The sequence below is a fragment of the Hanstruepera sp. CR43 genome, from assembly GCF_055227665.1.
Genome location: NZ_CP200078.1, coordinates 1,291,117 through 1,304,654 on the forward strand (window position 1 = coordinate 1,291,117; position 13,538 = coordinate 1,304,654).

At 35.3% G+C, this 13,538-nt stretch carries 12 protein-coding genes; all 12 read left to right on the plus strand.

Annotated features, from left to right (window positions below; all coding sequences use genetic code 11):
* Nucleotides 1-61 precede the first annotated feature (61 nt).
* Nucleotides 62-517 (plus strand): GAF domain-containing protein, encoded by a 456-nt coding sequence (locus ACKXGU_RS05970; RefSeq protein ID WP_463467142.1) that lies wholly within the window; start codon nt 62-64, stop codon nt 515-517.
* Nucleotides 518-944: 427 nt separating this feature from the next.
* Nucleotides 945-2,477 carry a bifunctional phosphoribosylaminoimidazolecarboxamide formyltransferase/IMP cyclohydrolase gene (gene purH / locus ACKXGU_RS05975; protein WP_463467143.1) on the plus strand — a complete coding sequence of 511 codons (1,533 nt, stop codon included), beginning with the start codon at nt 945-947 and terminating at the stop codon, nt 2,475-2,477.
* A gap of 55 nt (nt 2,478-2,532) precedes the next feature.
* Nucleotides 2,533-3,561, plus strand: coding sequence for a rod shape-determining protein (locus ACKXGU_RS05980; RefSeq protein ID WP_103051580.1), 1,029 nt, complete (start codon nt 2,533-2,535; stop codon nt 3,559-3,561).
* 10 nt (nt 3,562-3,571) lie between these two features.
* Nucleotides 3,572-4,387: a rod shape-determining protein MreC gene (gene mreC, locus ACKXGU_RS05985; RefSeq protein WP_463467144.1), complete on the plus strand. Its 816-nt coding sequence runs from the start codon at nt 3,572-3,574 to the stop codon at nt 4,385-4,387.
* The gene (locus ACKXGU_RS05990) at nt 4,380-4,883 is read left to right on the plus strand and encodes a rod shape-determining protein MreD (protein ID WP_463467145.1); all 504 of its coding nucleotides are present in this window, start codon (nt 4,380-4,382) and stop codon (nt 4,881-4,883) included. Before mreC ends, ACKXGU_RS05990 begins: the two co-directional genes overlap by 8 nt.
* Nucleotides 4,883-6,799 carry a peptidoglycan D,D-transpeptidase FtsI family protein gene (locus ACKXGU_RS05995; protein ID WP_463467146.1) on the plus strand — a complete coding sequence of 639 codons (1,917 nt, stop codon included), beginning with the start codon at nt 4,883-4,885 and terminating at the stop codon, nt 6,797-6,799. The genes ACKXGU_RS05990 and ACKXGU_RS05995 overlap by 1 nt, the downstream gene beginning before the upstream one ends.
* Nucleotides 6,800-6,811: 12 nt before the next feature.
* On the plus strand, nt 6,812-8,086 hold the full coding sequence (gene rodA / locus ACKXGU_RS06000) for a rod shape-determining protein RodA (protein WP_463467147.1): 1,275 nt from the start codon (nt 6,812-6,814) through the stop codon (nt 8,084-8,086).
* A gap of 293 nt (nt 8,087-8,379) precedes the next feature.
* Nucleotides 8,380-9,108, plus strand: coding sequence for a DUF2092 domain-containing protein (locus ACKXGU_RS06005; protein WP_463467148.1), 729 nt, complete (start codon nt 8,380-8,382; stop codon nt 9,106-9,108).
* Nucleotides 9,109-9,135: 27 nt separating this feature from the next.
* Nucleotides 9,136-10,230 (plus strand): DUF6515 family protein, encoded by a 1,095-nt coding sequence (locus ACKXGU_RS06010; RefSeq protein WP_463467149.1) that lies wholly within the window; start codon nt 9,136-9,138, stop codon nt 10,228-10,230.
* Nucleotides 10,231-10,274: 44 nt separating this feature from the next.
* Nucleotides 10,275-11,834 (plus strand): arylsulfatase, encoded by a 1,560-nt coding sequence (locus tag ACKXGU_RS06015; protein WP_463467150.1) that lies wholly within the window; start codon nt 10,275-10,277, stop codon nt 11,832-11,834.
* A gap of 61 nt (nt 11,835-11,895) precedes the next feature.
* Nucleotides 11,896-12,933, plus strand: coding sequence for an HAD family hydrolase (locus tag ACKXGU_RS06020; RefSeq protein ID WP_463467151.1), 1,038 nt, complete (start codon nt 11,896-11,898; stop codon nt 12,931-12,933).
* Between the two features lie 10 nt (nt 12,934-12,943).
* Nucleotides 12,944-13,534, plus strand: coding sequence for a Crp/Fnr family transcriptional regulator (locus ACKXGU_RS06025; protein WP_463467152.1), 591 nt, complete (start codon nt 12,944-12,946; stop codon nt 13,532-13,534).
* Nucleotides 13,535-13,538: the final 4 nt, after the last annotated feature.

The window sequence follows — 13,538 nt, forward strand, 5'->3', positions numbered from 1 at the left end:
TATATAAAATGGCATATAAAAATCATAGTATTTTAAATACTTTTACCAAAACTTTTGAACAATGACGCTCCAAGAATTAAAACCTAAAATAACACAAATAGTTTCCAACAAAGGCACATCGGTTAACGATAAATTATACGCCATTTGCCAACTTTTAGAAAAGGAAGTTGCTTATTATAATTGGGTAGGATTTTACTTTAAAAATGGTGAAAAAAACGAATTAAAATTAGGTCCTTATATAGGAGAACCGACTGACCATACTATTATTCCTTTTGGGAAAGGTATTTGCGGTCAGGTAGCTGTTAGTAATAAAAATTTTGTAGTGCCCGATGTGTCGGCGCAGGACAATTACATAGCATGTAGCATTACTGTAAAAGCTGAAATTGTAATTCCCATTTTTGTAAATAGTGAAAACATCGGTCAAATAGATATTGACTCCAATACACCAGATCCATTCACCGAAGCTGATGAGCGTTTTTTAGAATTTGTTTGTAAAAAGGTAGCGTCTATATTATAGATCTAAACTATTTTTTTTGTTTCAACTTTAGAAAAATCAATGTAACTACAGCCGACAATAAAAAAATTATAAAAATAAACTCGAATACACCCAACCAAAACATCATGTTGGTAAAATCCCATGTCCAACCAACTGTTTTGTTGATACTAAAAGTTAAATTACCAGAAACAAAAAAACCCCATATATAATACCCATTCGATATAATTAATAGCGATACAAATATTCTAAAGTAATATTTTTTAAACTCTTTGATCAAGATTGTTAATTCTTGCTAAAGCTAAGTCTTTAAACCAAAACATACAACTTTTAGTCACTCTGTTAACAACTTTGCTCTTTAGTTAAAAAAACATGCGTTTTTGAAGCTTTTTTAGGTATTGGTTTTTGATTGAATTAACTACTTTTGCAGTCATATAACAACACTTCTATAATGAGCAACAACAAAACCATTAAATCGGCACTGATTTCTGTATTTAGCAAAGAGGGATTAGAGCCTATCGTTCGTGAATTAAACAATCAAAATGTTACTATTTATTCAACTGGTGGCACCGAAAAATTTATCAAAGATTTAGGAATCAATGTGGTTCCTGTTGAGGATGTCACTTCCTACCCTTCTATTTTAGGAGGCCGTGTTAAAACCTTGCACCCTAAAGTATTTGGCGGCATTTTAAATAGACAAAATAATGATAGCGATGTAGCCGAATTGGTTGATTTTGATATTCCGCAGATTGACTTGGTTATTGTAGACCTTTATCCATTTGAGAAAACTGTAGCTTCAGGCGCCAGCAATCAAGATATCATCGAGAAAATAGATATCGGTGGCATTTCATTAATAAGAGCAGCAGCTAAAAACTATGCTGATGTTGTTTGTGTTTCTTCAGTTGACGATTATGCCGAATTTTTGGAGATTTTACAAACTAAAAAGGGGGAAACTTCGGAAGAGGATAGAAAACGTTTTGCAGCAAAAGCATTTAATGTCTCCTCTCATTACGACTCTGCCATTTTCAACTACTTCAACTCTAATCACGAAATTGCCAGCTTGAAAATCAGTGAAACCAATGGTCAAGTATTGAGATATGGCGAAAACCCTCATCAAAGAGGCTTTTTCTTTGGAAACTTTGATGATATGTTCACCAAACTGCATGGTAAAGAGTTAAGTTATAATAATCTTCTGGATGTCGATGCAGCCGTCACCCTCATGAATGAATTTAAAGGTGAAGAACCGGCGTTTGCCATATTAAAGCATAACAATGCCTGTGGTTTTGCTCAACGCGCAACTATTCACCAGGCTTATGTTGATGCGTTAGCTGGTGATCCCGTTTCGGCGTTTGGTGGTATTTTAATTGCCAATACCGAAATAGATGAGGCAACGGCCAATGAAATTCACTCCCTATTTTGCGAAGTAGTTATTGCGCCTTCTTTTTCGGATGATGCTCTAGAAATTTTAAAAGGTAAAAAGAACCGAATCATTTTAGTTTTAAACGATATCGAACTTCCAAAAACCACTGTTAGAAGTTGTTTAAACGGCGTATTGGTTCAAGATAGAGATAACATTACGGACAATATTGAAAATTTATCTCATGCCACAAACAATAAACCAACAAAAAGTGAGTTAGAGGATTTGATTTTTGCATCTAAAATTTGCAAACACACCAAATCTAATACCGTCGTTTTGGCAAAAAACAAACAATTATGCGCCAGCGGAACTGGACAAACTAGTCGTGTTGACGCACTTAACCAAGCTATTCACAAAGCGCAATCCTTTAATTTTGATTTAAATGGAGCCGTAATGGCCAGTGATGCTTTTTTTCCATTTCCAGATTGTGTAGAAATTGCCAATAACGCAGGAATTAAGGCTGTTATCCAACCTGGTGGCTCTATTAAAGATCAATTAAGTATTGATTATTGTAACGACAATAATATTGCCATGGTATTTACGGGAACACGTCATTTTAAACATTAATTTTATTACATTTACGAGATAGACTTAATTAACCTCAAAAATTTACTTATAGCACATGGGATTTTTTGACTTCCTAACCGAGGAAATAGCAATAGATTTAGGGACCGCCAATACATTGATAATTCATAATGACAAGGTTGTTGTTGATAGCCCTTCTATTGTTGCTCGTGATAGAGTTTCTGGTAAAATTATTGCAGCTGGTAAGGAAGCAAGTATGATGCAGGGAAAAACTCACGAAAACATCAAAACCATCAGACCATTGAAAGATGGTGTAATAGCCGATTTTGATGCTTCAGAGCAAATGATCAGTATGTTCATTAAAAACATTCCTGCTCTCAAGAAGAAATTATTTCCACCTTCGCTTCGTATGGTTATTTGTATCCCTTCTGGTATTACCGAAGTTGAAATGCGTGCTGTTAAGGAAAGTGCTGAACGTGTTAATGGTAAGGAAGTCTATTTGATTCACGAACCTATGGCGGCGGCTATTGGTATTGGTGTAGATATTATGCAGCCCAAAGGAAACATGGTTGTTGATATTGGTGGTGGAACAACAGAAATCGCCGTAATCGCCTTAGGCGGTATTGTTTGTGATAAATCCGTTAAGATTGCTGGTGACGTGTTCACCAATGATATTATTTACTACATGCGAACACAACACAATTTATATGTTGGTGAACGTACTGCCGAAAAAATAAAAATCCAAATTGGGGCTGCAACTGAAGACTTGGAATTACCTCCAGAAGATATGAGCGTTCAAGGGCGTGACTTACTTACTGGAAAACCAAAACAAGTTTCCATTTCCTATCGTGAAATTGCCAAAGCACTGGATAAATCTATACTTAGAATTGAAGATGCTGTTATGGAAACCTTATCGCAAACACCTCCCGAATTAGCGGCCGACATTTATAACACCGGTATTTATTTAGCTGGTGGAGGCTCCATGTTGCGTGGATTGGATAAACGGTTATCTCAAAAAACAGATTTGCCTGTTTATATTGCGGAAGACCCTTTAAGAGCTGTTGTGCGAGGCACGGGAATTACACTAAAAAATCTATCTAAATACAAAAGCGTATTGATTAAATAGCTTTTAAATCATGCAACAAATAATCAACTTCTTTTTAAGAAACAAAACGTTTTTGTTGTATTTGTTTTTGCTCTTTTTATCAATAGTTTTTACCATACAATCCCATTCATATCATAGAAGTCGCTTTATTAATTCTGCCAATTTTTTAACTGGAGGAATTTATAATTCCGTTAATAATATTCAGTCTTTTTTCAGTTTAAGAGAACAAAATCAATTGCTCCAAGAAGAGAATAATTATCTGAAATCTATTTTATATAATGCTGATGGCAATCTTCAAAGTGCCTTTATTGATAGTACGAGGTTTTATGGCAATTATAAGTTTACACCTGCCAGAATTATAAAAAATAGCTATGCATTAAACAACAATGTCTTAACCCTAAATAAAGGGAAAAAGGATAGCATAAAACAAGATTTTGGAGTTATTACTTCCAAAGGTATTTTAGGAATTGTTGACAACACCAGCAACAAATATGCAACGGTACTTTCTATCTTAAACACCAATGTTAAAATTAGTGCACAATTAAAAAACACGAATCATTTTGGTTCGCTTGTGTGGGATACGAAGTCTCCAAATATGGTTCAATTGACCGAAATTCAAAAAATAGCACCTTTAAAAAAGGGTGATACCATTATCACTTCAGGGCGTTCTATTATTTTTCCAAAGGGCATTCAAATTGGTACCATTGAAAGTTTTAAACTTGATGATGCTGAAAATTTTTACACCATAAACGTGAAATTGTTCAATGACATGACCGATATTGAATACGTTTATGTTATAGAAAATATCAACAGAGAAGAAATAAACGAGCTATTGAACAATGAATAATCTAGTTTTTTCATTTAGCATTCGATTTATTGTACTGGTTTTGGTGCAGGTATTGATTTTAAACCATATTAATTTCTTAGGCAATATCAATCCCTATCTCTACGTAATTTTCATTTGCCTCTTTCCTGTAAGTAATAATCGTTTGTTGTTTTTACTATTAAGTTTCTTATTGGGATTGACTGTAGATTTGTTTTCAGATTCGGGTGGTGTCCATGCAGCCGCATCTGTCACGATAGCTTTTATAAGGCCTGTCGTGTTGAAATTCTGTTTTGGATCGGTTTATGAACATCAAACCATTAAGTTTAAAAATGTTGACTTTGGTGCTAAAGCCATTTATTTTACCATTTTGGTTTTGGTTCACCATATTATCTTGTTCTCTCTGGAGATATTTAACTTATCGAAAATACTTTTGATACTTCAAAAAACGTTATTTTCAGGAATATTCACTATTATATTGTGTCTGGTTACATCTATAATTTTTAGTAGAAAAACATAATGCGTCAATTTTTACTGTTTATTTTAATAATATTAGTAGGCTTTACATTCCTTGGTCGTTTGTTTTATCTTCAAATCTATTCCTTTAATACCCAAAGTTTGTATGAGGATAACGCCATTAGAAAAGTATACGATTACCCAAAACGTGGTTTTGTTTACGACAGAAATGGCACGCTGTTGGTTGGAAACCAGCCTTCCTATGATGTCATGGTCATTCCAAGAGAGGTAAAACCATTGGACACTCTTGAATTTTGTTCATTATTAAAAATCAGTAAAGAACAATTCATTAAAACCTATAACAAAGCTTATCATTATTCACCACGATTACCTTATGTTTTCATTCCACATCTTTCTAAAGAAGATTATGCCGTTTTGCAGGAAAAAATGCGAAAATATGAGGGTTTTTATATTCAAAAACGTTTGTTGAGAGATTACCAAACAGATGTAGGCGCTAATGTTTTAGGTTTTATTGCAGAAGTTACACCGAGTCAAATTGATAGATCTCCTTATTACAAAATGGGAGATTTAATAGGAAAGCAAGGTGTAGAATTGTCTTATGAAGAAGAGTTAAGAGGTGTAAAAGGTATTAAATTTATTCAAAAAGACCGATTTAACAGAGATATTGGACCATACAAGGATGGCAAATTTGACACCCTTCCTAAACAAGGAAAAGATATTACCATTTCCATTGATTCCAAATTGCAGGAGTATGGCGAATTACTCATGCAGCACAAACGTGGGGGAATTGTTGCCATTGAACCTGGTTCAGGTGAAATATTAGCCTTGGTTTCTGCTCCTTCGTACAATCCCAATCTATTAGTCGGTAGAAAGCGATCACGTAATTATACCAAGTTGTATAATGATTCCATTAATCTGCCTTTAATCGATAAAAGCTTACTTCGTGTACATGAACCAGGTTCACCTTTTAAATCCTTGGTAGCATTAACAGCATTACAAGAAGGCGTTTTAAATACGCAGACTTCCATAAGGTGTACTGGCGTTTACCGATATGGTCGACGCGGAACCATGGGCTGTCACTGTGGTGGCGGTACAAGAAGTTTAAATCTGGGGATTGCTAAATCCTGTAATTCCTATTTTGCCAATGCTTTCAGAAAAACTATAGATAAATATGACAATGCAAGCCACGCCATGGATATCTGGAGTGGCCATATTAGCAGCTTTGGTTTAGGTCAATTTCTTGGCACTGATTTACCCATTGGTAAAAAAGGAAATATTCCTGATGGTGCCTATTACGACAAATGGTATCCCGATTTCAATTGGGGTGCCACAACCATAATTTCCAATGCCATAGGTCAAGGTGAGGTACAAGTAACACCTATGCATTTAGCAAATATGACTGCTGCAATTGCCAATAGAGGATATTATTACACCCCACATATCATAAAAAATATTGAGGGCCAAGAAATAGATCAAAAGTTCACGACCAAACATGAAACAAGCATAGACCACATTCATTTTGAACCCGTTGTGCAAGGTTTATTTGATGTTTATAATAAAGGAACAGCCCATTTTTTACAAGTTCCTGGAATTGAAATATGTGGAAAAACAGGAACCGCTGAAAACTTTACTGTTATTGATAGTGTTAGAACCCAACTAACTGATCATTCTATCTTCATCGCTTTTGCCCCAAAAGACAATCCAAAAATAGCATTGGCCGTGTTTGTTGAAAATGGTTATTTTGGAGCCAGGTTTGCGGGTAGAATTGCCAGTTTAATGATTGAAAAATATTTACGTGATGAGATTAGCCGTAAAGATCTGGAACATTGGATATTAACACATAGCCTTGAAAATGAATACGCCAAGCCCTATTCCGGTCAACCATTTAAAATCAATGCACAATCACAATACCAAATTATTGATTTACCCAAGAATTCAGAGACAGAAGTCAGTCAATAACCATCCCATCAAATGGAACAAACCGATAGATATTTTAAATTTGATTGGATAACGATTGTTCTTTTCCTATTGCTAGTTGGTTTTGGTTGGATGAACATTTTATCGGCTTCCCATATTGGTGAAAGTATAGACTACTTTGATTTTTCGCAACCTTACGGAAAGCAACTTATTTTTATACTACTAACCTTTTTACTGATAATTTTACTATTGTCCATAGAAGCCAAGTTTTATGAGCGATTTTCAAGTATTATTTACCTGATTGGTTTGTTGTCTTTGGTTGGACTGTTTCTTTTTGGCAAGAATGTCAATGGTGCAACCTCATGGTATGGCATTGGCGGGATGACCATCCAACCCAGCGAGTTTGCCAAAGCTGCAACAGCCTTGGCAGTTGCAAAATACATTAGTGATATGAATACGGACATAAAATCCTTCAAAGATCAAATAAGACTTTGTATCATTATTGCGCTACCTGCCATATTGGTTTTACTTCAAAATGACGCAGGAAGCACCTTGGTTTACGGCTCTTTCTTTTTTGTCCTATACCGAGAGGGATTACCTAGAATTTATTTATCAATTATCGTTATTCTTGGGCTTATTTCAATTGCGGCACTTAAATTTGGCTCATTAATCACCATAGCTTCAGCAAGTGTCTTGATTTTTACTTTTCATTTTTTACGAAAAAAAAGACCTTCCATTATTCAACCTATTGCTATGCTGTTAGCGGCTATGATAATCACTTTTGGAGTCAATTTCTTCTATCAAAAAATATTGCAACCTCATCAACAAGATCGTATAAGCTTATGGCTACGTCTTGAAAAGGATCCCGATAAGATAGAGCAAATGCGTCGCGATATTTTATACAATCTTTATGAATCGGAAAAAGCCATTAGTGCAGGTGGCTTTAAAGGCAAAGGGTTTTTAGAAGGTACTCGGACAACTGGAAAATTTGTACCTGAACAGCATACCGATTATATTTTTAGTACTGTTGGTGAAGAATGGGGCTTTTTGGGTAGTGCCATGGTAGTTGTTGTTTTTGTATTACTACTTTTAAGAATATTGCGGTTAGCCGAATTACAAAAATCACAATTTAGTCGTGTTTATGGCTATAGTGTTGCTTCTATTTTGTTTTTTCATTTTATGATTAATATTGGTATGGTCATGGGTTTAATCCCAACTATTGGTATTCCCCTTCCCTTTTTTAGTTATGGTGGTTCAGGTTTATGGGGATTTACAATCTTATTGTTCATTTTTATAAAACTTGATTCAAACAGAATCAACGAATGGTAATTAAATGAATTTACTTTAAGTATTTTAAGCAAACTATTATAATATTGCTAAATAACCCAATGGAATAATGCCATTCAATTCAATAGATTTTGTAATATTCTTACCTATTGTTTTCCTACTCTACTGTTTTTTTTTACAATCTGTTATAGAAACCTGCTCGGAATCGGAAAATCTATTTTAAAAAACCGTTAATTTTTATAATTGCCTTTATTTGGAAGTTTCTGATTTCAAAGAAATTAACTATCTTTATTTTCTTACAAAGAAAAAATTGACACTTTTCAACCAACCAAATTATGAAAAACTATTTGTTATTATTCTGTTTTCTCTTTTTTACAATTTTCACTTTTTCACAGGTTACAAAAGATCATGATTCAACAGCTATTTTTATTTTAGATAAAATGGCAGATGTTATAGGTGATTTGGAATCCGTTTCATTTGATCTAAATAATTCTACTGATAAGATGAATAGTGACAACGAAATCGAGAAGTATTATTCAAAATCCACTGTGTCGTTTTCTGGACCTGATAAAATGATGGCCAGAATAAATGGCTCTGAAGGAAATAAAGGCTTGTGGTATGACGGGGAATATCTTTCCTATTACAACTTTGATGAAAATAATTATGTAACCCTTGAAGCTCCTGAAACGACGCTTGAAATGATTGATGAAATGCACATCAATTATGATTTTCAATTTCCCGCTGCCGATTTCTTCTATCCCAATTTTACTGATGACATGATGGAGCAGTTTGACACCATTAAATTTCTTGGAAAAAAGATGATCGGTAATGAAGAGTGCTATCATATCATGGCAACCAATTCAGATTTGAATGTTCAATTATGGATTTCCAATAAAACATATATGTTGCCCAAACATTTCGTAATGATTTACAAGAAAAAGTCCAATTTACAATATGAAGCTACCTTTAGTAACTGGAGTTTAAACCCCAATATTCCTGATTCTGTGTTTGATTTTTTGCCGCCTCCCAATGCGAGCCTAATCAGTATTTTAAAAAAATCCTAATTCTAAACTTTTGCTAAACCAACTAAAATGAAAACAAAAAGCCTAAAACAAATTCTCGGTTTAACCCTAGTATTTATTGCATTGATCATGCCGTCCGAATTATTGGCGCAACGTATGGGTCATGGTATGTCTCGTGGCGGTGGCCGAACCATGTCTAGAGGAGGCGGACACTCAATGTCAAGACCTGCTACTAGTAGACCATCTAATAACCGAGCGACAATTAACAGAAGTTCAAGCAGAAATAGGGCAACAACGAGACCAGCAACCACAACCAGAACACCATCTCGATCCATTAATGGTGGCCATAGTAAAGCAAGTAGTCGTGATTTTTCAAAAAACCGTACCACAAATAGAAGTACAAATCGACCTACTACCGGAAATTCTAAAATTGCTGACAGAAAAAATAATAATGCCGCTCCGAAGTTAAATACGCGAGACAAAAAAACTTCCAACATTAAAGACAGAACAGGAAATCGAGGCAATGGGAATAATATCAATAGTGGAAATAGAAGAAATAATATAAATATAGACAACAGTAAAAATATTAATATTAATAGACGGAATACGGTAGTAAGACCAAGTCCCCGCGTTTATGTCAGACCGCCTTATGTTTACGGTGGGTTTCATTACTATTGTCATATGCCTTATTTCTATCACCCATTTGTCCCATTTTATTGGGGACCTTATTATCATCCATGGGGTTATTTTGTCACTTCTCTGGCAACAACAGCTATAATAGTTAGCATTGTTAATGATAATAATGACGATGATGAAGAATATCACTATGAAAACGGCAACTATTATTTAAAAACTGAAGATGGCTTTGTTGCTGTTCAGGCTCCTGTTGGAGCACAGGTATCCGATATTCCTGATGAAGCTGAAAAAGTTGAAGTCAACAATACTACCAATTATTATTACGGTGGAGCCTTTTACGAGCAAAACAAAGATGGCTATATTGTTGTACCTGCTACAGCAGGAACCATCGTACCTGGCTTACCTGAAGGTGGTGAGGAAGTAAAAATTGGTGATGTCACCTATGTACAATTTGGAGAAACATATTATCAGCCAATACAGGTTGATGGTAAGAACATGTACGAAATTGTAGAAGTCAAAAAAGAATAATTTCAGGCTATTTTAAATTACTATTAATCGATAAACTAAACCAAATGAAAAAATTAAACATTCTTTTTCTGTTAGCATTGGTTCCTCTGCTGGCAGTTTCACAAAACAATAAAAAGCCCAATATTTTGGTAATTTGGGGAGACGATATAGGCACATGGAACATTAGCCACAATAACCGTGGGATGATGGGCTATATGACGCCAAACATTGATCGCATCGCAAAAGAAGGTGTTGGCTTCACTGATTATTATGCCCAACAAAGTTGTACAGCAGGACGAGCTGCCTTTATTGGAGGAAGCGTTCCTGTGCGTTCAGGTATGACAAAAGTAGGTATGCCAGGAGCTAAAGAAGGTTGGCAAAAAACCGATGTGACTATGGCAACAGTTCTTAAAAGTCAAGGTTATACCACAGGGCAATTTGGTAAGAATCACCAAGGTGATTTAGATGCACATCTACCTACGATGCATGGTTTTGATGAATTCTTTGGAAATCTATACCACTTAAATGCGGAAGAAGAACCTGAAAACTTTGACTATCCAGGTGATATGGTTTTAAAAGACGGGCAAACTTTCAGAGAAAAATTTGGACCTCGTGGTGTTATTCACAGTTGGGCTGATGGTAAAGGTGGTCAACGAATAGAAGATACAGGACCACTGACCAAAAAACGTATGGAAACAGTTGATTATGAAACTTTGGAAGAAGCTAAACGCTTTATAAGAGAACAACACAAAGCTGGAAAACCGTTCTTTACTTGGTGGAATAGTACACGCATGCATTTTAGAACTCATGTTAAAGATGATATGCGTAATCCAGGTCATGATGAATATACCGATGGTATGATTGAGCATGACATGCATGTAGGAGAATTATTGGATTTATTGGACGAATTGGGTATTGCTGATAATACTATTGTCATGTATTCTACCGATAATGGTCCTCACTATAATACCTGGCCAGATGCCGGCACAACACCATTCCATGGTGAAAAGAACTCGAACTGGGAAGGTGCCTATAGAGTACCTGCATTTGTGCGATGGCCTGGGCATTTTCCTGAAAATGTAACTTTAAATGGGATAGTGGCGCATGAAGATTGGCTACCAACTTTTGCTGCCATTGCTGGTAATCCAAATGTTAAAGAGCAACTAAAGAAAGGCGCAACGCTAAACGGTCGATCATACAAGAATCATATCGATGGTTATAATCAACTGGATTATTTAACAGGCAAGGTAAAAGAATCTCCTAGGGAAGGATTTATTTATGTGAATGATGGCGGTTCAATTGCAGCACTCCGATATGGTGATTGGAAAGCAACATTTTTAGAAAATAGGGCACGTCAATTACAAATTTGGTTGGAGCCTTTTGTGGAGTTAAGAGCACCACTATTAACCAATTTAAGACGTGATCCATTTGAAAAAGCAATTTACGGATCCAACACCTATTATGATTGGTATATTGATAGAGCCTATATCTTAATAGCCATTCAGAGTTATGCCTTTAATTTTCTATCCACCTTTAAGGAATACCCACCCAGCCAAACAGCTGGTGACTGGAGTTTAGGTAAAGTTGAAAAGCAAATTGAAGCTATGGTCACTAAAAGTAATTAACAGAAGCTTTAAAAAAGCTGCGTCTTTATTGGACGTAGCTTTTTGTCTAAAAGAGAGTTCTATGAAGAAATATTTAGTTCTTACAGTTATTGCCTTAATAATAGTTGGATGCAAGGAGGCAGAAAAAACTGCTTCAGATTCTGAAACAGTTGTTGAAACAAGTGACGTGATAGATCCATTACCCTCATGGAATGAGGGAAACACCAAAACAGCCATTCTTGATTTTGTTGAATTGACAACCACTGAAGTTGGTGAAGGTTTTATCCCTAAAGCTGATAGAATTGCAGTCTTTGATAATGATGGTAATCTTTGGTCTGAACAACCCATGTATTTTCAATTGTTTTATATCATCGATGAAATTAAACGAATGGCCCCTGAACATCCAGAATGGCTAAACGAGCAACCCTTCAAGGCTATTTTGGAAGACGATTTAAAAACAGCTTTAGCAGGAGGTGAACATGCCCTTTTGGAAATGGCAATGGGAACACATGGAGGTATGACAACAGATGAATTCAACAACAATGTCAAAAAATGGTTAGCTTCAGCAACCCATCCGAAAACAGGCTTACATTATAACGAGATGATATACCAGCCAATGGTAGAGTTATTAAACTATTTACGTGATAACGGCTACAAAACCTTTATTGTTTCTGGCGGTGGTGTTGATTTTATGCGTGTTTGGGTTGAAGAAGCTTATGGCATTCCACCAGATCAAGTAGTAGGAAGTTCTAATAAGGTGAAATTTGAAATAGGAGAAAATGGTCAACCTATATTAGTAAAGCAATCAGAACTTAATTTTATAGACGATAAAGAAGGAAAGCCTGTTGGTATTCATCAATACATTGGAAAGCGACCCGTTTTTGCATCCGGAAATTCCGATGGTGATTATCAAATGCTGCAATGGACAACTGCCGCAAGTGGTTATCCGAGATTCGGTCTTTACTTGCATCATACCGACTCAATCAGGGAATGGGCCTACGATAGAGAATCCCATATCGGTAGGTTGAACAAAGGTTTGGATGACGCGAGTAAGAACGGCTGGACGGTGATTGACATGAAAAATGATTGGAAAGTTGTTTACCCTTTCGAATTAAAATAAACACTTAATTATGACGCTTTCAAAATCAGAGATAAAACATCTGGTTAAAACATTTTACCCCTATTTAAAAAACAAAGAAGTCGATATCTTTCTTAAAATGTCCAATTATAACATTTATAAAAACAAGGAAATAATTCAAAAAAGTGGGCGAACAGACAAAAATGTTTTTTTAATACTCGAAGGATCCTCTCGAGCTTACAGCATCGATGAAAATGGTCAAGAACGTATTTACCATATTAGATCGAAAGGATACATTTTTGGAGACCCCAGGGTATTTAGTAATCAAGTTCAAATATTAAACACGGAAGCTATTGGAGAAACTCATGTTTTGAAATTCGACATTGAAAAATTGGAATCTATGGGTTATGAAAACCCGGAAATCATGAACATGTATTTGAATATTCTAAAAGAAATCATTCAAGCATTTTCACATAGAATTCACACATTTGTTTCCATGAATTCTGAAGAGCGTTATTTAGATTTAGTTGATATTAATCCGTTATATCTTGAATCGACTTTTGACAAACACATTGCTAGTTTTTTGGGTATAAAACCACTGACTCTACATCGCATCAAAAAAAAACTAAAAGCTATCAAATGATATT

What these genes read in the sequence shown, in the direction of transcription:
- ACKXGU_RS06020 (WP_463467151.1), top strand. Translation starts at nt 11,896, where the DNA reads ATGAAGAAATATTTAGTTCTTACAGTTATTGCCTTAATAATAGTTGGA.
- ACKXGU_RS06025 (WP_463467152.1), top strand. Translation starts at nt 12,944, where the DNA reads ATGACGCTTTCAAAATCAGAGATAAAACATCTGGTTAAAACATTTTAC.
- ACKXGU_RS05990 (WP_463467145.1), top strand. Translation starts at nt 4,380, where the DNA reads ATGAATAATCTAGTTTTTTCATTTAGCATTCGATTTATTGTACTGGTT.
- rodA (WP_463467147.1), top strand. Translation starts at nt 6,812, where the DNA reads ATGGAACAAACCGATAGATATTTTAAATTTGATTGGATAACGATTGTT.
- ACKXGU_RS06015 (WP_463467150.1), top strand. Translation starts at nt 10,275, where the DNA reads ATGAAAAAATTAAACATTCTTTTTCTGTTAGCATTGGTTCCTCTGCTG.
- ACKXGU_RS05970 (WP_463467142.1), top strand. Translation starts at nt 62, where the DNA reads ATGACGCTCCAAGAATTAAAACCTAAAATAACACAAATAGTTTCCAAC.
- ACKXGU_RS05980 (WP_103051580.1), top strand. Translation starts at nt 2,533, where the DNA reads ATGGGATTTTTTGACTTCCTAACCGAGGAAATAGCAATAGATTTAGGG.
- ACKXGU_RS06005 (WP_463467148.1), top strand. Translation starts at nt 8,380, where the DNA reads ATGAAAAACTATTTGTTATTATTCTGTTTTCTCTTTTTTACAATTTTC.
- purH (WP_463467143.1), top strand. Translation starts at nt 945, where the DNA reads ATGAGCAACAACAAAACCATTAAATCGGCACTGATTTCTGTATTTAGC.
- ACKXGU_RS06010 (WP_463467149.1), top strand. Translation starts at nt 9,136, where the DNA reads ATGAAAACAAAAAGCCTAAAACAAATTCTCGGTTTAACCCTAGTATTT.
- mreC (WP_463467144.1), top strand. Translation starts at nt 3,572, where the DNA reads ATGCAACAAATAATCAACTTCTTTTTAAGAAACAAAACGTTTTTGTTG.
- ACKXGU_RS05995 (WP_463467146.1), top strand. Translation starts at nt 4,883, where the DNA reads ATGCGTCAATTTTTACTGTTTATTTTAATAATATTAGTAGGCTTTACA.